The sequence below is a fragment of the Paraglaciecola aestuariivivens genome, from assembly GCF_052983255.1.
Window position 1 is genome coordinate 35,220 of sequence record NZ_JBRKBA010000003.1, and the last position, 21,629, is coordinate 56,848.

Annotated in this window: 19 protein-coding genes and 1 tRNA gene; 17 read left to right on the forward strand and 3 right to left on the reverse strand. The window is 39.8% G+C overall.

Annotated features, from left to right (window positions below; all coding sequences use genetic code 11):
* Positions 1-114: 114 nt before the first annotated feature.
* The 8 genes from seqA to ACVCDT_RS05295 all read left to right on the forward strand — a co-directional run bounded on the left by seqA (position 115) and on the right by ACVCDT_RS05295 (position 8,979).
* Positions 115-669 carry a replication initiation negative regulator SeqA gene (gene seqA / locus ACVCDT_RS05260; protein ID WP_447131716.1) on the forward strand — a complete coding sequence of 185 codons (555 nt, stop codon included), beginning with the start codon at positions 115-117 and terminating at the stop codon, positions 667-669.
* Between the two features lie 47 nt (positions 670-716).
* Complete coding sequence (pgm, locus tag ACVCDT_RS05265) at positions 717-2,369, forward strand: phosphoglucomutase (alpha-D-glucose-1,6-bisphosphate-dependent) (protein ID WP_447131717.1); 1,653 nt, start codon at positions 717-719, stop codon at positions 2,367-2,369.
* A gap of 215 nt (positions 2,370-2,584) precedes the next feature.
* A complete protein-coding gene (locus tag ACVCDT_RS05270; protein ID WP_447131718.1) occupies positions 2,585-5,056 on the forward strand; it encodes a glycogen/starch/alpha-glucan phosphorylase in 2,472 nt (823 codons plus the stop codon).
* A 117-nt stretch (positions 5,057-5,173) separates the two neighbouring features.
* Positions 5,174-6,481, forward strand: a complete 1,308-nt coding sequence (locus tag ACVCDT_RS05275; RefSeq protein WP_447131719.1) for a putative bifunctional diguanylate cyclase/phosphodiesterase — start codon at positions 5,174-5,176, stop codon at positions 6,479-6,481.
* Between the two features lie 117 nt (positions 6,482-6,598).
* The gene (gene astE, locus ACVCDT_RS05280; protein ID WP_447131720.1) at positions 6,599-7,660 is read left to right on the forward strand and encodes a succinylglutamate desuccinylase; all 1,062 of its coding nucleotides are present in this window, start codon (positions 6,599-6,601) and stop codon (positions 7,658-7,660) included.
* A 7-nt stretch (positions 7,661-7,667) separates the two neighbouring features.
* Positions 7,668-8,084 carry an HIT domain-containing protein gene (locus tag ACVCDT_RS05285; RefSeq protein ID WP_447131721.1) on the forward strand — a complete coding sequence of 139 codons (417 nt, stop codon included), beginning with the start codon at positions 7,668-7,670 and terminating at the stop codon, positions 8,082-8,084.
* Positions 8,081-8,410, forward strand: a complete 330-nt coding sequence (locus ACVCDT_RS05290; RefSeq protein ID WP_447131722.1) for a heavy metal-binding domain-containing protein — start codon at positions 8,081-8,083, stop codon at positions 8,408-8,410. The genes ACVCDT_RS05285 and ACVCDT_RS05290 overlap by 4 nt, the downstream gene beginning before the upstream one ends.
* A gap of 155 nt (positions 8,411-8,565) precedes the next feature.
* Positions 8,566-8,979 carry a hypothetical protein gene (locus tag ACVCDT_RS05295; RefSeq protein WP_447131723.1) on the forward strand — a complete coding sequence of 138 codons (414 nt, stop codon included), beginning with the start codon at positions 8,566-8,568 and terminating at the stop codon, positions 8,977-8,979.
* 505 nt (positions 8,980-9,484) lie between these two features.
* Here ACVCDT_RS05295 and ACVCDT_RS05300 read toward each other — a convergent pair.
* Positions 9,485-9,880, reverse strand: a complete 396-nt coding sequence (locus ACVCDT_RS05300; protein ID WP_447131724.1) for a DUF3718 domain-containing protein — start codon at positions 9,878-9,880, stop codon at positions 9,485-9,487.
* A 339-nt stretch (positions 9,881-10,219) separates the two neighbouring features.
* On the opposite strand from ACVCDT_RS05300, the gene ACVCDT_RS05305 reads away from it, so the two are divergent.
* Positions 10,220-10,636 carry a globin domain-containing protein gene (locus ACVCDT_RS05305; protein WP_447131725.1) on the forward strand — a complete coding sequence of 139 codons (417 nt, stop codon included), beginning with the start codon at positions 10,220-10,222 and terminating at the stop codon, positions 10,634-10,636.
* Between the two features lie 59 nt (positions 10,637-10,695).
* Here the strand turns inward: ACVCDT_RS05305 and ACVCDT_RS05310 are convergent, their stop codons facing one another.
* Positions 10,696-11,055, reverse strand: coding sequence for a DUF2750 domain-containing protein (locus ACVCDT_RS05310; RefSeq protein ID WP_447131726.1), 360 nt, complete (start codon positions 11,053-11,055; stop codon positions 10,696-10,698).
* Positions 11,056-11,361: 306 nt separating this feature from the next.
* On the opposite strand from ACVCDT_RS05310, the gene ACVCDT_RS05315 reads away from it, so the two are divergent.
* The gene (locus tag ACVCDT_RS05315) at positions 11,362-11,565 is read left to right on the forward strand and encodes a hypothetical protein (protein WP_447131727.1); all 204 of its coding nucleotides are present in this window, start codon (positions 11,362-11,364) and stop codon (positions 11,563-11,565) included.
* Positions 11,566-11,589: 24 nt separating this feature from the next.
* On the opposite strand, the gene ACVCDT_RS05320 is transcribed toward ACVCDT_RS05315, so the two are convergent.
* Positions 11,590-12,492 (reverse strand): LysR family transcriptional regulator, encoded by a 903-nt coding sequence (locus ACVCDT_RS05320; protein WP_447131728.1) that lies wholly within the window; start codon positions 12,490-12,492, stop codon positions 11,590-11,592.
* A gap of 139 nt (positions 12,493-12,631) precedes the next feature.
* Between ACVCDT_RS05320 and ACVCDT_RS05325 the strand changes: the two genes are divergently transcribed.
* The 7 genes from ACVCDT_RS05325 (at position 12,632) to infB (ending at position 21,585) form a co-directional block, all read left to right on the forward strand.
* Positions 12,632-13,081, forward strand: coding sequence for a MaoC family dehydratase (locus ACVCDT_RS05325; RefSeq protein ID WP_447131729.1), 450 nt, complete (start codon positions 12,632-12,634; stop codon positions 13,079-13,081).
* Between the two features lie 250 nt (positions 13,082-13,331).
* On the forward strand, positions 13,332-16,025 hold the full coding sequence (locus ACVCDT_RS05330; RefSeq protein WP_447131730.1) for a TonB-dependent receptor plug domain-containing protein: 2,694 nt from the start codon (positions 13,332-13,334) through the stop codon (positions 16,023-16,025).
* Positions 16,026-16,186: 161 nt separating this feature from the next.
* On the forward strand, positions 16,187-16,489 hold the full coding sequence (locus ACVCDT_RS05335) for a 4a-hydroxytetrahydrobiopterin dehydratase (protein WP_447131731.1): 303 nt from the start codon (positions 16,187-16,189) through the stop codon (positions 16,487-16,489).
* Positions 16,490-16,720: 231 nt separating this feature from the next.
* Positions 16,721-16,797 (forward strand) — tRNA-Met (locus ACVCDT_RS05340).
* Between the two features lie 153 nt (positions 16,798-16,950).
* Entirely contained in the window at positions 16,951-17,409 is a 459-nt protein-coding gene (gene rimP / locus ACVCDT_RS05345; protein ID WP_447131732.1) for a ribosome maturation factor RimP, read from the forward strand.
* Between the two features lie 50 nt (positions 17,410-17,459).
* Complete coding sequence (nusA, locus tag ACVCDT_RS05350; protein WP_447131733.1) at positions 17,460-18,953, forward strand: transcription termination factor NusA; 1,494 nt, start codon at positions 17,460-17,462, stop codon at positions 18,951-18,953.
* A 22-nt stretch (positions 18,954-18,975) separates the two neighbouring features.
* Positions 18,976-21,585 (forward strand): translation initiation factor IF-2, encoded by a 2,610-nt coding sequence (gene infB, locus ACVCDT_RS05355; protein ID WP_447131734.1) that lies wholly within the window; start codon positions 18,976-18,978, stop codon positions 21,583-21,585.
* The last annotated feature ends 44 nt before the right edge of the window (positions 21,586-21,629 follow it).

Sequence of the window (21,629 nt, forward strand, 5' to 3'; positions counted from 1 at the left end):
TTAAATTTTGGGTGATTGAACTAATACTTGAGTATCAAACTAAATTAATCGATGAATTGATTGGCTCAATCCGTATAATCTTAGTTAAAGGAATCTAATTAAAAAAAGAGCAATATGAAATCCATTCAAATAGACGACGACCTTTATCACTTTATCGCTTCACAAACCCAACACATTGGCGAAAGTGCTTCAGATATTTTACGCCGTTTGGTGATGCCAGATTCGGTAGCATCAGCCAAATCATCAAGTGCAGAAGCCGCTAGTCCACAGGCACAGCAAGATAGTGACTATGACTCACTTCCAGTATGCCAAGCACAAGCTGTCTTTGATGAACTAGACAAGCAGCAGTTACAAGCTGTGCCTAAGATGGTAGACAGATGGTTAAAGGTTTTGTCTGTAATGCATAAACACCACAGCGCTCAGTTTGCTAAGGTTTTAGGTATGAGTGGACGAAATCGCACTTATTTTGCATTAGATAAAGATACGCTGTTAGAAACCGGCAGTAGTACCAACCCAAAAAACGTGCCAGATTCACCGTATTGGGTGATAACCAATAATAATACGGTAAAGAAAATTAATATGTTAAAAGAAGTCGCTTTAGTAGTAGGCTTTACAGACACAGAGATTACGCGTTTATTAAGCATATTCGCCCCAGAACACTTAGATTAAATGCGTAGTCCCATGGGATTGGTATAACACTAAAAGTAAGGAAAGATATGGCTCTGCACCCTGAAGCTGGAAAACCTGCAACAAAACAACAATTGATTAATGTAGCTAAATTGGTCAGTGCCTATTATTCGCTTAAACCAGAAAAGGGTAACAGTGCCCAAGCTGTAACCTTTGGTACCTCGGGACATAGAGGTAGTGCTTTACTCAAAACCTTTAACGATACCCACATAGCTGCCATATGCCAGGCTTTAGCCGAGTATAGACAAGCCAACAATATCACAGGCCCCTTGTATATGGGCATGGATACACATGCTTTATCAGAAGCGGCTTTTTCAACTGCTGTTGAAGTATTTGCGGCCAACAACATAGCGTTAGTGGTGCAAGAAAATCGTGGTTATACCCCAACTCCTGTCATTTCACATGCCATATTAGAGCATAATCAAAATGCTGGTGGCGATAAAGCCGATGGCGTAGTGATCACACCATCACATAACCCACCTGAAGATGGGGGCTTTAAATATAATCCGCCGCATGGTGGTCCTGCAGATAGTGACGTAACCGGACTCATTCAAAAAAGAGCCAATGAACTCATTGACCAAGACCTGCAAGGGGTAAAACGTATTGGCCTAGAGCAGGCTTATCAGTCTGAGTTAGTTAAAGAAATTGATTTTTCTGAAAATTACATTGCGCAGTTAGAGCAAGTCGTAGACATGCAAGCGATAGCAAAAGCAGGCTTAGTGTTAGGGACAGATCCCTTAGGCGGAGCAGGGCTAGCATATTGGGATAAAATTGCCGCGCGTTATGGCCTAAATATCCAAGTGGTAAACGATAGTGTTGATCAACAATTTAGTTTTATGCACAGAGATAAAGACGGCAAAATTCGCATGGATTGCTCGTCACCTTATGCCATGTCTGGTTTGATCCAATTAAAAGATAAATTCGACTTGGCTTTTGGCAATGATCCAGACTTTGATCGCCATGGCATTGTTTCAGGCAGTGCAGGTTTAATGAATCCTAATCATTACTTAGCTGTGGCCATACATTATTTGTATCAACATAGACCTGATTGGCCACAAAATGTCAAAGTAGGCAAAACCCTAGTGTCTAGCAGTATGATTGACAGAGTGGTGCAAGGTTTAGGACGCGAGCTTGCTGAAATGCCCGTTGGCTTTAAGTGGTTTGTACAAGGTTTGTTAAACAGTGAGATAGGCTTTGCTGGTGAAGAAAGCGCAGGGGGCATTTTCCTACGCCGCAACGGTAAAACTTGGGCCACCGACAAAGATGGCTTTATTTTGTGTTTATTAGCAGCCGAAATATTAGCTGTCACAGGCAAAAATCCCGCTGAGCATTATGCTGAGCTCACGCAAAAATATGCCGCGCCAGTTTACACCCGTATTGATGTACCTGCGAGTCATGAGCAAAAACAAGCACTCAGCAAAATGGATAAACAAGCGATTCAATCTACTGAGTTAGCAGGAGAAGCGATTCTACAAATTCAAACTCATGCTCCAGGTAATAATGCCGCCATAGGGGGAGTGAAAGTTAGTACTGAAAATGGCTGGTTTGCCGCTCGACCTTCTGGAACCGAAAACATTTATAAAATTTATGCTGAAAGTTTTAATGGTGAAGAACATTTAAAAGTACTAATAAATGAAGCACAAGATTTGGTTGAACAAGTGTTTAAATCAGCAAATGTGTAAATAACTTTGAATAAATGTTAACGGCTTGTTAATTAAAGCGGTTTTGTTTGTTGAATACGTATGCTTTATGCGTTTTTTAACGTTTTTTTAACAAACTTTAGTAAAAAATCCTGCTACAACTATCTCATTCTAAAATTAATGGATGGATTAAATGCACTAACTAATCCTTAGTCGCATTTAATTCATCAGTTTGATTAGCTAGTTTGAGGTGTGAAATGAGTACTAAGTCTAAGAAAAGCCAAGTTTCGTCTGTGTCAAAAAATGACATTAAAGACGCAATAGTGAAGCATTTACATTGTTCGTTAGGAACAGATGAAAATAAAGCGAATAACCATGCTTGGTGGAAGGCGACTTGTGCGTCGGTTCAAGATCATGTGTTAGAGCAACTACGTAAAACCCAAAAGTCACATTATGTAAACGATACCCGTGCAGTACATTATTTCTCAGCTGAATTCCTAATGGGAAGATTAATGTCTAATAACCTGCACAACTTGGGGTTATTTGAGCAAACCGATCAAGCCTTGCAAGAGCTAGGGGTAAACCTAACTGATATTATGGAAGAAGAGCCAGATATGGCTCTGGGTAATGGTGGCTTAGGACGTTTAGCCGCTTGTTTTATTGATTCTTTAGCTACCCTTAATTTGCCTGCAGTAGGCTATGGCTTACATTATGAACACGGACTATTTCGCCAAGAAATTAAAAATGGTGAGCAAATCGAACGTCCAGATAGCTGGCGTGATTATGGTAACCCTTGGGAAATTTGTCGTCCTGAGTCCATTCAAGAAATTCCATTATATGGCTATGTAGAAACTAAATATGGTGAAAAGGGCCAAATTAAGAAAGAGTGGCACCCTGGTCATATAGTAAAAGGTTTACCTTGGGATATCCCTGTTGTTGGTTACGGTGGTAAAACCGTGAATGTTCTGCGCTTATGGCAGAGCCAAGCCTCTGGTTATTTCAACTGGGATGTATTTAATGCGGGTGGTTATGTGGATGCACAAAAAGAAAATGTGCAAGCAGAAACCATTTCTAAAGTGTTATACCCCAATGATGAAACCGAAGCGGGTAAAGAATTACGTCTTATTCAGCAGTACTTTTTTAGTGCCTGTTCATTAAAAGATATTATTCGCCGCTACAAACGTGCACATGGCGATGATTGGAGTCGTTTTTCAGAGCAAGTAGTGGTTCAATTAAATGATACCCACCCAGCGGTTGCCATTCCTGAACTCATGCGCATATTGATTGATAAAGCCGAGTTGGATTGGGATAGTGCTTGGACTATTTGTACTAAAACTTTTGCCTATACCAATCATACTTTATTGCCAGAAGCTTTAGAAAAATGGCCTGCACGCATGTTTGAAAAAATCTTGCCTAGGCATTTAGAAATTATTTATGAAATTAACCACCGCTTTATGAAAGAAGTGGAAAAAATGTGGCCGGGCAATAACGAAATCAAACAAAAGCTTTCGATTATTGAAGAAGGGCATGAAAAAATGGTGCGTATGGGTAACTTGTCGGTTATTGGCTCTTTTGCAGTTAATGGCGTGGCAGAAATCCATTCTTCTTTAGTGAAGAAAAACCTGTTTCCAGAGTTTGATCAAATGTGGCCTGGAAAATTAACTAACGTTACTAATGGTATTACCCCAAGACGTTGGTTAAAGGCCTGTAACCCTAAACTTTCTGCTTTAATCGATAGCAAAATTGGGGACGATTGGCCGCTGCATCTGAATAAATTAAATGACTTAGCCGAATATGCAGATAATGCTAAGTTTCAAAAACAATTTATGAAGATAAAGCATGAAAACAAAGTTGCATTGGCTAAAGAAGTACTGGCCTTAACAGGTATAAAAATTGATCCTAAGGCGATTTTTGATATTCAAATAAAACGTTTGCATGAATATAAACGTCAGCATTTAAACCTATTACACATTATGGCCTTGTATCGTAGGTTATTAGAAGATCCTAATTACCAAATGCAACCAAGAGTCTTTATGTTTGGGGCTAAAGCTGCACCAGGCTACAAGCTAGCCAAAGATATTATTTTTGCTATCAATAAAGTGGCCGATAAAATTAATAACGATCCGCGAGTACAAGGCAAAATCAAGGTGGTGTTTTTGCCTAACTATTGTGTGAGCTTGGCGGAAAAAATGATCCCAGCTGCGGATATTTCAGAGCAAATCTCTACAGCAGGTAAAGAGGCCTCGGGTACAGGTAATATGAAATTATCCTTAAACGGCGCCTTAACTGTAGGTACTTTAGATGGTGCTAATATTGAAATTGCCGAAGAAGTGGGTGATGAAAACATCTTTATCTTTGGACTGACAGTAGACCAAGTACATGAGTTAAATATTCAAGGCTATAACCCCTTTGATTATTATTACAATAATCAAGAGATTAAAGCTGTACTAGATTGGTTAGAAACTGACTATTTCACGCCAGGTAGACCAGGGGCACTAGTGTCAATTAAACATAGTTTATTAGAAGGCGGTGACCCATATAAAGTGTTAGCTGACTTTGAGTCTTATTCTGAGGCACAAATAAAGGCTGATAAAGCATATGCGGACAAAACAAAATGGGCTAAAATGGCAATTTTGAACACAGCACGTATGGGTAAGTTTACGTCTGACCGATCTATTGAAGATTATGTCGAAAAAATTTGGCATTTAACGCCCTGTACAGTAAATTAGCCTTAGTAGCTTAACTATCACTTAACTTGATAGTGATTTTTGTTTAAATAAAGCTCAAACATTGGTTTGGGCTTTATTGTTTTTTACAAGATAGTTTTATGGAGTGATTCTTTTTTAATGCAGCATGAATCTTTAACGACTATACCCAATCGCTATGTGTTTTTAGAACAAATAGAGAGCTTGGTTAAAAGTGAACCCAATCAGTCGTTATTGTTGATAGATGTGGTGCGATTTTCAGACGTCAGTGCAACTTTTGGTTATCAATATGGTGATAGAATACTGCTTGATATTGCCAATCGTATTGGATTTTTATTTTCCAATAAAAGCATTCTTGGTCGAATTGACGGCGATGTATTTGGTTTAGTGATCCCAGGTGTACATCAACAAGAAAAACTACACGAGTTATACCTACATTTAGTCGATCATTTTAAAACCCCATTACAATGCGATGATTATTCTTTTATAGCAGATTTTAATGTAGGGGCCGCTGCAAACCCGGCGAATAATACCAATATTAATACTTTCTTTTCTTTGGCAGAAACAGCCTTAAAACAAGCTAAAGACAATAAGTTTGATAATTTTCAATACACTTATCACCTAAATAAAAGTGAATCAGGTCGTGGGCTAACTCTAAAAGCAGACATTAACCGCGCCATTAATAATCACGAACTAGAACTTTATTACCAGCCAAAAATCGACCTAAATAGTTTAAAAGTTATTGGGGCAGAGGGATTGCTGCGTTGGAATCACCCACTAGATGGCTTGTTATTTCCAGGGGCGTTAATCGAAGCCGCAGAATCATTTAACATGATGAACGAACTAGGCTACTGGGTGCTAGAACAAGCATTTGAGGGCATTGCCTATTTAAATAGCGTGGGTTTAGATATTAAAGTCTCGGTTAATATGTCACCTTCACAATTATATGATTTAGGCTTTGTAAAAAGACTGGTCGATATGGCGAGACTGCATCAAGTGGATTTTAGTCAGTTAGAGTTAGAGCTGACAGAAGATGTGGCCTTATCTAATTCAGTGTTAGTTAAAAAACAACTTTCACAAATACGTGCCTTAGGGGTCAGTATTGCCATTGATGATTTTGGTAAAGGCTATTCTAATTTAGCTTATCTGCGAGATATTAAGATAGATAACATTAAAATTGATAAGTCTTTTATCATGCAAATTGATCAAGGACCGGTCAATAAAGCCATAGTGGAAGCGAGTTTAGTGATTGCTAAAGCGGCCAAATGTGAAGTCATAGCGGAAGGCATTGAATCTATTGAGCATCTTCATATTTTGCGAGAAATTGGTATTTTAAGTGGCCAAGGTTTTTTATTTTCTCGCGCCATTCCATTAAAAGATTTTGTTGAATTAGCCAATCAAGATATGACAATTGGCACCTCTTATATTCGTAATCAATATTCTGCATGATTATTTAACGACAAGAAGTAACTATTCTTAGTCTTATTTAATCCTTGCAAACATCTACAGTCAGCATTATTTAGCGTATTATTGCGCTTAATGAATTCAAATTAAGAATCCTTATTTATGCATGAGCAAAACCAAGTTTTAGATACTATTTCTGAATTACAATTAACTGGCGATTTTTTGCGCCTGTCGCGCCAACAACCTGAGCGCTTTAGACAAACCTTTGATTTTACTTTATCGGATCATACAAAAGTCAGTGTGGTGGCTGAGGGGATCATAATTTTTGAACCCTTAACAAAGAGTGACTCTGACATAGTGCTGTCCTGTGGGGTGCATGGCAATGAAACAGCACCAATAGAAATTTGTGATGAGTTGGTAAAAGCTCTGTTGACAGAAAAACTAAAAGCTAAACAAAGGGTATTGTTTTTATTTGGCAATCTAGCGGCTATGGATATAGCAGAGCGTTTTGTTGAAGAAAATATGAATAGGTTGTTTAGCGGTGCCCATCAGGTATTTGAAGCAGGACAACAACCTAATCCAGAACGTTTACGAGCTCAACAATTAGAATTAGCCATTCAATCATTTTATTTGTCGGCTCTTGAGCAAGGTAAGCGCCAACGGCTACATTACGACCTTCATACTGCGATTCGAGCCTCAAAAAACGATAAGTTTGCAGTTTACCCTTTCCAAAACGGCAAGCCTTGGAACAAAGATCAGCTGCGTTTTTTACTAGCTTGTGGGGTAAATACCATTTTATTATCAGGGAGCCCAACCACCACTTTTAGTTATTTTAGTGCCAGCCAGTTTAATGCCCATGCCTTTACCGTTGAGTTAGGTAAAGTACAGCCATTTGGGCAAAATGATATGAGTCAATTTAGTCAGGTTATTCAAAGCCTAACCTTGTTAATTAGTGGTCAAAACTTAGATTTACCCGAGTTTGATGCAAGCAACTTTTTGATCTATCAAGTAAACCAAGTGATCAACAAAGGCCAAGCAGACTTCAAATTGAATTTTGCCGATGACACGCCAAACTTCAGTGATTTTCCTAAAGATCACTTATTAGCCTACGAACATGGCAAAGAGTATCGAACCCAAGTAGAAGGTGAGGCCATTGTTTTTCCTAATGCAAATGTAGAAATTGGCCAACGGGCTTTGTTAACTGTCATTCCTACTACTATATGAGATTGTTATGTCTGAATTTGTGTTACATCCTCAATTAGCAAAAGACAGTGAATTAATTTGTGATTTAGCCCTTTGCCAAGTTCGGTTGATTAACGACTCTCATTACCCTTGGTTAATCTTGGTACCAAGGCAGGCAAATATTAGCGAAATAATAGAGCTAGACTCAAGCCAACAAAGGTTACTGTGGCAAGAGTCGGCGCTAGTAAGTCGTGCTCTTACACAATTGTTTACACCTGATAAATTGAATATTGCTGCGCTAGGCAATATGGTAGCTCAGTTGCACATTCACCATATTGTGCGTTACGAATCGGATATAAGCTGGCCTAACCCCATTTGGGGGCGAGTTGCGGCAAAAGCTTATACTGAGCAGGAATTGAGTAAAAGATTAAGCTTACTTGCTGAAGCAATAAGGAGTCAGGAATGATAGTTACCACCACAAATTCACTAGAAGGCAAAAAGATTGAACAATACTTAGGGGTAGTGGTAGGAGAAGCAGTGATGGGAGCAAACATATTTAAAGATGTTTTTGCTTCTATTCGAGATATTGTAGGCGGGCGTTCAGGTGCCTACGAAAATGAATTAACAAAAGCACGTAAAATTAGTTTTCAAGAGCTCGAAAATGAAGCGCGTACAATAGGCGCTAATGCAGTAGTGGGCATTGATATTGATTATGAAGTAGTGGGTAAAGGTGGCAGTATGCTAATGGTTAGCATTAGTGGTACGGCCGTAAGGTATTCAGATAGTTATTAATAAAAAGCCCTAAACTAAAAAAAGCGACCGAATGGCCGCTTTTTTTATGCTTAACTTGAATAAGTTTTAACTCGAACAACAGAATTTAATTTAATCTGCCAGTTGAAAATGTGCCTACAACCGTCATTCCCAACTCGATTGGGAATCTCAGCTTGGTGTCAATTGCGGTCGCTTACACTCTTACTTGTCACTCCGTCATTACCGCGCAGGCGGTAACCTCCTTCAACACCTGTGAAATCACGTTTATATTAAAATTAGCACTACAGCCGCTTGTAAAAGGTTCTCTCCTGCGCGCCAATGACGGTGTACTAGAGCTTGTAGTAGATAGCAGTCGTTGGCTTATTATTCTAAAAGCATTCGCTTACGCTCACTGGCGTCCTGCCAGTTTTGTCTCGAATCCCTTCGAGCCAGTTACTTTTTCTTCAACAGCAAAGAATAAAGTAACCAAAAAGATGCCGCCGCCGCTTAAAGTTCTTAACCGCAAAAAATGGCTTATTTTAGGGGCGCGAAATAATGAGTCCATCCAGATTTCGCTCAAATGGCATCCTTGCCATTTGCCCCTAAAATAAGCCATTTTTTGCTGAAACTTTAAAGGCGGAAAGTCTATGGCTTCGCCACCAAAGCTTTAAAGCAAATGTCGCATCGCGACTTTGCTTTTGTCTTTTGATTTATCTCGACTCGAGGCTCGCCACTTATTTACTGCTTTTTGTAGGGCAATCGCCGGGATGGGCGATTGAGTAATAGTTCGCCTGGAGCGATTTATTACGACCTGCAAAAAGCAGTAAATAAGTGGATGAAGAGCATTGCGTCGAGCGGCCTTTTTTCCTTAGTTTTTGTGGCTGTAGACAAAAAGTAAGTCGCACAGAAGGGATTCTGTGTGAAAAACCGACACGGAAGTCGGTAAGCGATAGCGCATGCTTATTCAAACAATGAAAAGTCTGCTTTCTTAGTGAACTTGTCATACGCCTTAGTTAAGGCGTTTGACAAATTCTCTTTCATAGCTGTCTGTCAAATGAAGTCCACTCTTATTAATCGAATCTATAAGATCAGATATGAGCTACTATACTTAACTAATTATATACGTTCATTTAATGCGGCAACTATTGCAGAGCCAGCTAATCCGTTTTCTGCTGCCCAATCTAATACAGTTTTACCATCTTTCTCAGGCGCTTTAAGTTCACCTTTAGGCATCTTTTTAACCATTAAGGTGCCAGTCTCTATGGCATCATTTAACATGGCAGTGCGAATTAAGCTATTTCCACCACAGGAAACACCAGTGTAATAGTCTTTAAGCTTTAACCTGTAGTCAGATTGTACGCGTTTCATTTTTTTGCGTAATTCACCTTTGTCATCGGCTTTAACTATGGTGCATATATTTTGCAATGCTTCATTTACATCTGCGTAAGCGTTACCGGCTGTAAAAACAGTTAGGGCGGCGATAGCGATTGAAGTGTTAACTATTTTCAACATGGTTAAGTTCCTCTTTATATCGATTGCTTGATTCAACGTGCTGCTGATGAGTTGATTAAAAACCATACAAGTAGATTTAAAAATCTTTAGGTCGATACATGGGTATTTATATTCATACTTAATAAGTGATCTAAACTTGCCTTTCTAAGTAGGCTAACAATTTAAATTTGTGGCTATTTTTGTTTAAAAATACGCCGTTTTTTATAGCATTAGCAGGCAAATACCCTTAGATTAAAGATTAGAGTAGCATTTAGTGGTTTTGACCAAAGAACCACTCCTATTTAACTCTTGTATCTTTTAAGCAAATTATGCCAAAGGTACTGTATTAGAGGGCAGTCAATGGATTTAACTAGTCAAGAAGCGTCAGCTATTAAAGCATCGTTTAAATTGTTGCTTGTACGTAAAGTCAACTTAGCCGGGAGTTTTTATGACATGTTGTTTGAATTAGCTCCATTGATCAAACCCATGTTCAAAAATAAATCACCAAACTTAGAAGTTCATTTTAATTCTTTGATCGAATCGGTAGTAGAAAATATTGATAATTTTGCGCAAATCCAAACTCAATTATTTGATCTTGGACAAATGCATAAATCATTTGGGGTAGAGGAAAGCCAATTTTCCGTGGTTAAATCGGCCTTATTGTTATCCATACAATATCAATTAAAACAAGATTGCACTGAGTTAACTCTTACTGCCTGGGCTAAGTATTACGACATAATTGCCCAAACGATGATTAAAGGACTCAATGCTAAGTAATACTTTTTGTCAGTTAAATTGATTATTTAGATCAATTTAAATAGTGGCCTAGATTAAGCTTAATAGCTTTCAATTTGCGCAAGTTGCTGACTAAATTCGGCCAGTTTCATTTCGCTATTTTGTTCGCCAGAAAGTGGCCAGTTAAGGCCAATCATCACGCCGTCTTCGGCTAAGTCTTCGACCCAATACTCTAACCATTCTGCTAGGGGAATTTCACTTACTTCATAGTTAGACCAATCATCTACGCAATGTTGTTTAGCTAAACTGGGATCTGACCAAAGAGGCATAAGATCGGTATTTTCGAAACTTTCTGAATCGACCACTACCCAGCCTTGGGTTGCACTATCTTGGAGTGCCCATAATGTTTGATTGGACTTTACTTGTTGAAAAATCTCATTTATTGACGCGCTTGAAGACATTTTATTGCTACTTTAATCATTAATTAGCTAGAGAGTATAAAGCTGAGTGGTGTGGCAAACAATCTTTGTAAAAAAGTAATTGCAACTAACGCTTTTGAACTGGATTTCACAACAAAAAAAGTAGTAAAAAATAAAATTAATGGTTCTTTTTGGGAATTATTCTCAGTCGAAAATGTCATATCCAAAGTTAATCACTATAAATATGAATGATTATCTGTTATAAATGCCGCGCTGTTGTTTTAACAAGCTATTTACAAAAGATTGTGTGAACTTGTAACATTTCGGTTAGTAGTAGAGGTATTGATCATGACCGGTAAACGTTTTTTAAACTTTCTAGCCCATAAAGGCATTCCAGCTAGTTGTTTTGCGCAACGCTTAGGTTGTAAGTTATCAGCGATTCAAAATCTGCAACATTGTGACACAGTGCCCAAACACTATATTAATATGCTAATTAAGGAATTTGGCCATTATCTACAAGGTAGCGACATTGAGCGAATGAGCGCCCATTAGCCTACATTTTTCTCCCTTTACTCATTAATTGGGGTGAAAAGCATTAGCAACTTTAGTTATCTGATCTCTCATCCAAATATGAGCGTCGTCTAAATCGGCGCTCACGTGCCAATATAAAAAATACTCCAATGGCGGTAACTCTATAGGTAGCTCATACATAGATAAGTCGTAATGTTTGGCTAAATGATAGGGCAGACAAGCGATTAAATCGGTTTTTACTAAGGTAGAAGGCACAGTTAAAAAATGTTGGCTACGCATTACTATTCGACGTTTTTCTCCTACTTTATCTAAGGCTACATCTATGGGGCCTGCTCCGGTTTTGCGGTGTGACACATGAATATGCCCCAAGCTCAAAAACTTTTCTAAACTCATACCTTGGGCAAGAGCAGGGTGGTTTTTACGTGCTAGCACTACAAACCTGTCTTCAGCTATTTTTTGTTTACATAAATGTTGATCACTAAAAGACGAAGCATCAGCATAAAAGTCTAAATTACCACTGGCCATAGATGACACTATGTTTTTACGTTCAATTTCGTAATTGGTAAGAGAAATTTTAGGCGCACTTTTTTGTAGCCTGCCTAAAAGTCTTGGAATGATGCTGACTTCTAGTAAGTCTCTAGCGGCAAAGTTAAAGGTTTTTTCGGCTTTTAATGGATCAAATATATGACTTTCTTGCACGCTTTTACGTAATAAACCTAAGGCTTCTCTAGCTGGACCAATAATATTTTGGGCGACAGGGGTTGGCGTCATGCTGTGTCCTGTACGGACAAATAAAGGATCGTTCAACATCTCACGTAAGCGAGCTAATGAGTTACTAACTGCAGGTTGAGTAATACATAAAACGTCTGCTGCTTTAGTTAAACTACCAGCTGTGTAAATCGCATCAAAAACAGCAAAAAGATTTAAATCAATGCGGTGTAAATTCATTTTATTTTCCCTCACTTTATTTATTCCTAGAATACTTTATTTATTAGTTAAATCAATGTTTGGCTATAGTAAATATTCATTATATTGATAATGAAAATCTTGTTAGACTTTTTAGGTCAGTTAATTTAAGGAGTGATCTATGCTTAAAACCATGCGTGATTTACAGATAGGAGACTGTCTACCCGCTAGCGATTGGCAAGCAATAAGCCAAGCCGATATTAACTTGTTTGCAGATGCCACCCATGATCATCAATGGATCCATGTTGATCCACAGCGTTGTGCTAAAGAAAGCCCATTTGCTTGTACTATTGCCCATGGCTACTTAACTGTGACCTTAATGCCTAAGTCCTTGTACCAGGCTATTCAGCCAGACCCAGAATACCCAACCTTGTTAAATTATGGGGTTGATAAAATTCGTTTTATCGAACCAGTTAGGGTGAATGACAAAATTCGTTTTGTTACCCAATTAGAAAAAGTCGAACAAAAACACAGTGGTAAATTATTTTATTTTGCTACTACGGCTGAGATCCAAGGTCGAGACAAACCCGCTATGAAGGGGTTATTTTTAACACTCCTAGTTGGCGCTTAGCTTAAAGGTCTTTGTGCTGGTCTGACCATAGAGTTAATCAATGTTTACATATAAATAACAATTTATTTACATAAGGGGCGCTGCAACCTACTATCCTAAAGAAGTGCCTAAATTAGTGTAGAACTGGCACTTAGCAAAAATAATATGATTAGAATTAAATAGTTTAGTGTGAGCTTTGAAAGTTGTTGTGGGTAAGCGCGCCAAGTTGTAGCTGTTTAATATCTAATAGCTTACTTATTGGGGACACAGAATGAAAATGAACACAAAGTTAACAGCATTGGCGGTGGCAGTTTCAGCGCAACTAATGGCTTCAGGTAGTGTTGCTTACGCACAGGAAGAGCAAGCAAAAGATGATCAAAATATTGAATTGATCATGGTTACAGGAAGTTTTGTTAGACGCAGCGAAAATTTTTCTTCACCTTCACCTCTTGCTGTTGTAGACAGTGTGGCCATTGATGCTATAGGTGCTAAAAGTATTGGTGATATTACCCAAACCTTAACCATCAATACTGGTGCCGAAAATACCCCAGATGCGTTTACCCAAAATGCTACGGCTGGTACCTCTAATATGAATTTAAGAGGTTTGGGCGTAGCGTCAACCTTAATATTGTTAAATAACAAAAGACAAGTGGTTACTGCACAGCCTAATAATAGTGGGGTCAATTTTGTTGATACCAGTTCATTAGTGCCAATGATTGCGTTAAATCGTATGGAAGTTGTAAAAGATGGTGCCTCGGCTTTATATGGTTCTGATGCAGTAGCTGGGGTTGTGAACTTTATCACTAAAAATAATTATGAAGGCGCGCAAGTCTCGCTAGATTATCAAGATGGCGCACATGGCGATAATAAAGAATACACAGTACAAGGATTGTGGGGCACAGTGGGTGACGACAGCAGCATTATGGCAGCTATTAGTTATACCAACCGTTCGCCTTTATTTACTGGTGATAGACGACTAAGTCGTATTCAAGATGATACCAGCTCATTAGGTAGCCCAGGGTCATTCTTCTTAGGTGCGGTGCCATTTATCGATCCTACAGGTTGTGAGCAATTTGGCGGATACCCAAGATTGTTAGCCCCATCCGGTACTGTACCGGGCTTAGAAATCGGATTTTGTGGCTTTGATTTTGGTAATGTGTATTCCTTTGTACCCGACGAAACCCGAGTTTCTACTTTTGTACAAGCCAAAAAACAAATCAATGATTCAATCGAATGGACCACCGAAATTTCCACTGCCAGAAACAGGGCAGAGCGGGGCGGATCACCTAGTTTTCCAATCTTAACTTTCCCCACAGTGCCCGCTAGTCATCCAAGTAATGTATTTGGTACAGATGTACAATTTTTTGGTCGTGAGCTAGGCAATAATGGCAATGGTGGCACTTATCCAGGGGATCCGGCTAACACAGAGTCAGATACCTTTAGATTTAGCACTATGTTGCAAGGCGAGTTAGAAGACGGATTTTGGGAGGTCAGTTATACCGCTGCGCGTAATAACTATTATTTTGCAGTTAACGACACTTTAGCCCAAGAGTTTCAAAACGCTCTACGTGGTTTAGGCGGGCAAGGTTGTGATCCTGTTACTGGTACTCCAGGTGTTGGCCCTTGTGAATATTTCAATCCTTTTGCCACACAATTTACTGTGATGCCTAATTCACAAAACGTCATCGACTCGTTTACCGCTCGTGAAGAAATTGACTCTAAATCTAATATAGAAGTAGTAGAAGCCTTTATTTCTACCGAGCTTTTCGAAATGGATGCAGGGGCCGCTGGTTTAGCTTTTGGTGCTCAATACAGATACCAAGACCTAACTCAAGATTATGATGCCCTAGCTAACCAAGATAGATTTGCCTTTGTGATAGGTAACCCTGATATATACGGCAAACAGGATGTAATTGCGGTATTTGGTGAACTCGCTTTGCCTATGAGCGATGACTTAGATGTACAAATTGCTTTGCGATATGAAGATTACGGCGGCACTACAGGTGATACTTTAGATCCTAAATTTGCTTTGTCTTATAGAGTAAACGACGACTTTTCATTACGTGGTTCGATATCTACCTCTTTTAGAGCTCCGTCTATTTTCCAACGAGACGGTGGAGCAACCAGTTTAAATCAAATGGTTGATCCTCTAACTGGCAGTGCGGCTTTTGCCGCAGCCAGAGCATCAGGTAACGAAGACTTAGTACCAGAAGAGTCTACAGCTTATAACTTAGGCTTTTCTTTAGAGCCTACCGATGATTGGTCAATCGAAGTAGATTATTGGAACTTTGACTTTACCAATTTAATTATTCAAGAAAGCTTTCAGGCCATTTTAAATGCCGAGCCACAAAACCCTGATAGGGTGGTAAGGGCTGGTGACCCATTAAATGGGCCGTTGTTGCAAGTTAATACTACTTATGTCAACGCCAGTTCACTAGAAACATCAGGTTTAGATGTTGTCAGCAGTATGACCTTTGAAACAGATTCGGGAAGTTTTACTCCTAGTTTAAGTGCCACTTATATATTGGCCTACGACTTAGTGGATCCGCAGGCAGGGCCTATAGACGGAGTAGGGCTTAGAAACTTTAATAGTATTGGGGTTTCAACTCCAGAGTTACGCGCTAACTTTGGTTTAAATTGGAAACATCAAGCCTATTCAGCTAACATTTTTGCCCGTTACATAGATAGCTATTCGGACGATCAAAACTGTGCCGACGGTAATGCTTTCTCTGCCGCTTGTAGTCAAGGTTATAAAGAAATTGACAGCCACCTGACTTGGGATGCGCAGCTTAATATTGATCTTGGCCAACTATTTGAAACCGAAAGTGCTTATATTTTATCTTTAGGCGGCGTGAATTTAACTGATGAAGAACCACCACAGGTATTTACTAATGCTGGCTTTGATTCAAAAGTGCACGACCCCAGAGGACGACAAATCTATGCACGCTTGGCTATAGAGTTCTAGTTTAATGCTTATCATATAAAATCCCGGTTCAACCGGGATTTTTTTTGTAAAAAATTTGTTCCATCTAAACTAAAGCTAAAATCAGCTTAGTGCTTTCATTGTGTTGGCTAGCCTTACACAATAAACTCAAAACTACAGATGTTAAAAGGGTAACTATCAATATGGAAAAGTACACAGAGCAACAAATTGTTTCTGCCTTAACAGAATTAAATGCCAATTTAGATGAAACTCAGCATTGGCAAATTAAAGCTGGTAAGTTGCACAAAACCTTTAAGTTTAAAAGTTTTATTCGCGCTTTTGGGTGGATGTCTCAAATTGCTATTTGGGCGGAAAAGTTAAAGCATCACCCTGAATGGTTTAACGTATACAATAAAGTTGAAGTGGACCTCACTACTCATGATGTGGGCGGGATCAGCGAGTTAGACTTTAAATTAGCCACTAAAATGGAATTATTGGTTAATTAGCTAGTTGGGGGCAATAAATCGCAAGAGGCCATACATTAATTGATTTGAGTCACAGGATTTATTTTTGGCCTTTGCGGGTTTTATCAGCAAATCGTTTGCCAAATGAACAGTTGAACAGGTTTTTGATAATAATAGTTAATCTCCTCTTGCGTGCTAAAGTTTGCTATGTATAATACGCCCCACTTGAGCAGAGACGGCCAACAAGCCAAATCACTCAAAGAAGATTTCAAGCGCGGGATGGAGCAGTCTGGTAGCTCGTCGGGCTCATAACCCGAAGGTCGTAGGTTCAAATCCTGCTCCCGCAACCACTTTTTAATGCTTGGCAAATGGCTAAGTTTTAGTAAGATTAGTGGACTAGGGTCCAGAAACAAATTAACCCCGCTTGTTCGGGGTTTTTTGTATTTGCAATTTAGAGTTTGTTTCTGGGCATTAAGCCCTTTTTTTGTTTTTGGAGCATGGTTTTGTCGCAACTCGAGCAAAAGCTAACGGAAATGTTAACCGCACCAGTCGAGGCCTTAGGTTTTGAATTAGTTGGGGTTGAGTTTATTCGAGCTGGTAAACATTCAACTTTACGTGTGTACATAGATCACCCAGATGGCATAGGTGTAGAACATTGCGCAGAAGTGAGTCATCAAGCTAGCGCAGTGTTAGATGTAGAAGATCCTATTAGCACAGAATATAACCTAGAAGTGTCGTCACCAGGCATGGATAGACCATTGTTTAAAGAAGCCCATTATTTGGCTTGTTTGGGCGAAGTAGTAACAGTTAAATTGCGCCTACCTATGGGTGATAGACGTAACTTTAAAGGGAAGGTTTTGGCTTGCGAAGCAGGTAATTTAACCTTAGAAATTGATAACCAAACCCATGTTTTGGCTATTGTAAATATAGAAAAAGGTAATCTTGTCCCGTCTTTTGATTAAGGTGGAGACCCGACAAGGGCTGTCGTATAAGAGTAATCAGTGAGGCAACAATGAATAAAGAAATTCTGTTAGTGGCTGAAGCCGTATCAAATGAAAAACAGGTTCCAAGAGAAAAGATTTTTGAGGCTTTAGAATTTGCTATTGCCAGCGCCACCAAAAAGAAAAACGAAGGCGAAATTGAAGTACGTGTAAGTATAGATCGTGAAACCGGCCATTTTGATACTTTTCGCCGTTGGTTAGTAGTACCAGACGATCATGAACAAGAACATCCTATGGCAGAAATGTCGATTTCTGCTGCACAAATGGATGAGCCAGACATTCAGTTAGGTGATTACGTCGAAGAGCAAATTGAATCTATTGCTTTTGACCGTATTACCACACAAACCGCTAAGCAAGTAATAGTACAAAAAGTACGTGAAGCTGAACGTGACCAAGTGTTAGCCGAGTATGAAGACAGAGTAGGTGAGTTAGTTACTGGTACGGTTAAAAAGGTTAATCGCGACAATGTGATTATTGACCTTGGTAACAATGCTGAAGGTGTGATTTATCGTGATGACATGTTGCCTAGAGAAACTTTCCGTCCAGGCGACAGAGTACGTGGTTTATTATACGTTATTCGTCCTGAAGCTCGTGGCGCTCAGTTATTCATCAGTCGGACTCACCCAGATATGTTGGTTGAATTGTTCCGCATAGAAGTACCAGAAATTGCTGAAGAAACACTAGATATTAAAGCCGCGGCACGTGATCCAGGTTCGCGCGCTAAAATTGCGGTTAAAACCAACGATAAACGCCTTGACCCTGTAGGCGCCTGTGTAGGTATGCGCGGCTCTCGAGTCCAAGCTGTATCAGGTGAGCTAGGTGGCGAGCGTGTTGACATAGTACTGTGGGACGACAATCCTGCGCAATTTGTTATCAATGCTATGGCTCCGGCCGAAGTGGCGTCAATTGTTGTTGATGAAGATAAAAAGTCAATGGACGTTGCGGTTGAATCTGACAACTTGGCTCAGGCCATAGGTCGTAGCGGCCAAAACGTACGTCTAGCTAGTCAATTAACTGGCTGGGAATTAAATGTTATGACAGTGGAAGATTTAACTGCCAAACATCAAGAAGAAAATGCAAAAGTATTATCTGTATTTACTGCTGGCTTAGACATTGATGAAGATTTTGCATCAGTGTTAGTAGACGAAGGTTTTACAACCTTAGAAGAAATTGCTTATGTTCCTATCAATGAATTGTTAGAAATTGAAGGCTTAGATGAAGAAATGGTTGAGGAGTTACGTGAACGAGCTCGCGCCACGTTAACCACCCGAGCCCTAGCCACAGAAGAAACCCTTGAAGCAGCTGAGCCTAAAGAAGAATTGCTCAATCTTGAAGGAATGGACAGACATGTTGCCTATATGTTGGCAAGCCGCGGTATTACCGATTTAGAAGGCTTGGCTGAACAAGGTACAGATGAAATTGCAGATATAGAAGAATTAAGCGAAGAGAAAGCCGGTGAATTGATCATGGCAGCTCGTAATATCGTTTGGTTCAACGAAGAATAGGTCACCAGGAGGAATACCAATTATGGCAGAAGTATCCATAGAAAAACTCGCCACTGACATAGGTACGACCGTTGACCGTTTGGTTCAACAGTTTAAAAGTGCAGGTATTGAAAAAACCGTAGGTGCTAATGTTACTGAAGACGAAAAACGTCAATTATTAGACTTTTTAAGTAAACAGCATGGCGGTACTGGCTCAGAAGCGCCAAAGCGCATGACGTTACAGCGTAAAACAACCAGCACTTTAAGTGTAGGTAAGTCCAAGGCGGTAACAGTTGAAGTACGTAAAAAGCGTACTTATGTAAAACGCTCTGATGTTGAAGAAGCTAAATTGGCTGAAGAAGAAGCAAAACGCTTAGCTGAAGAACAAAAAGCCAAATTAGAAGCAGAACAAAAAGCTGCGGAAGAAGCCAAAAAAGCTGCTGAAGAAAAAGCTAAAAAAGCTGCAGAGGCGAAAGCCAAAGCGGATGCAGAGCGCGCTGCGCGAGCTGAAAAAGCAAAAGAAGCCGCTGAAGCACGAGCTGCAGAAGAGTCAGCTCTTAGCCCTGAAGAAAAAGCAGAGCAAGAACGTGCCCGTGCAGAAGCAGAAAAAATTCGTAAAGCACAAGAAGAAGAAACCCAACGTAAGTTAGAAGAAGATGCGAAAAAAGCCGCAGCTGAAGCTAAAAAGCTTGCCGATGAAAATTCGTTGCGTTGGAAAGAAGAAGAAGAACGTCGTAAAAAGCAAGAAGCTGAAGAGGTTCATTTACATTCAAATCGTTACGCTCAAGAAGCTGAAGATGTTGAAGACATGCAATCTGAGCGTGGTGGCCGTAGACGTAAGAAGTCTAAGAAAAACGCGGGTTCAGAACTTAAGCATGCCTTTAATAAGCCAGCCTCGCCAGTTGAACGTGTTGTACGTTTAGGTGAAACCATTAGCGTTGCTGAGCTAGGAAGTAAGTTAGCGGTTAAGGCTACTGAAGTCATTAAAACCCTAATGAAAATGGGTGAAATGGTGACAATTAACCACGTACTAGACCAAGAAACAGCGGTCTTGGTGGTTGAAGAAATGGGCCACAAATACGAGCTAGTTAATGACAATGCTTTAGAAGATGAGTTAATTGCTGAAGCCAGTGGTGGCGAAAAAGCCAGCCGCGCACCAGTTGTAACTATTATGGGTCACGTTGATCATGGTAAAACTTCATTACTTGATTATATTCGTCGAGCCAAAGTAGCAGACGGCGAAGCCGGTGGTATTACTCAGCACATAGGTGCTTATAGTGTTGAAACTGAAAATGGCCGCATTGCCTTTTTAGATACTCCAGGACACGCGGCATTTACCGCTATGCGTGCTCGTGGTGCCACAGCGACTGATATTGTAATTCTAGTAGTTGCTGCAGATGATGGCGTTATGCCACAAACCAAAGAAGCAGTACAGCATGCTAAAGCAGCAGGTGTTCCTCTGATTGTGGCTGTTAACAAAATTGATAAAGAAACAGCTGATCTTGACCGAGTTAAAACTGAATTATCACAACTTGAAGTGATTTCAGAAGAGTGGGGCGGTGAACACCAGTTTGTTAACGTTTCTGCAAAAACCGGCCAAGGCATTGATGAGCTATTAGAAGCCATTAGCTTGCAAGCCGAAGTATTAGATTTACAAGCTGTACCTACTGGTCCTGCTAAAGGAATAGTCATTGAATCACGCTTAGATAAAGGTCGAGGCCCTGTTGCTTCGGTACTAATTCAAGAAGGTGAGCTGCGTGCAGGTGATATTATGCTTTGTGGTGTTGAATACGGACGTATTCGTGCCATGCGCGATGAGAACGGTAAAGATGTAAAAGTTGCCGGTCCTTCTACGCCAGTAGAAATCTTAGGCCTTTCAGGTGTGCCAGTAGCTGGTGAAGATGCTTTAGTGGTTCAAGATGAGCGTAAAGCCCGTGAAGTTGCTACCAAGCGTCACACTAAACAACGCGAACTTAAACTTGCTAAGCAGCAAAAAGCTAAGCTAGAAAATATGTTTGCTAACATGGAAGCCGGCGACGTAAGCGAATTAAACGTAGTATTAAAAGCTGACGTACAAGGTTCGGTTGAAGCGATTTCTGAATCACTAACTAAGTTGTCTACTGAAGAAGTGAAAGTCAACATAGTGGGTAGTGGTGTAGGTGGAATTACCGAAACTGATGCCAGTTTAGCCGCTGCGTCAAGCGCCATTGTGGTTGGTTTCAACGTTCGTGCCGATGCATCTGCTCGCAAAGTAGTTGATTCTGAAGAAATTGACTTACGTTATTACAGCGTTATCTATCAATTAATTGATGAAGTTAAACAAGCCATGAGTGGTATGTTAGCCCCAGAATTTAAGCAAGAAATTATTGGTCTTGCTGAAGTTCGCGACGTGTTTAAGTCGCCTAAGATAGGTGCTATTGCTGGCTGTATGGTAACTGAAGGTATAGTAAAACGTAGTAATCCAATTCGTGTATTACGCGACAACGTAGTAATTTACGAAGGTGAACTAGAATCACTAAGACGTTTCAAAGACGATGTACAAGAAGTACGTAATGGTGTGGAATGTGGTATTGGCGTTAAGAACTACAACGACGTTAAAGCCGGCGACCAGATCGAAGTATTTGAAATTGTTGAAGTTAAACGCGAGCTTTAATCTAGTATAGATTAAGCTTTCTGCTAACAAGTTAAATTGAACGG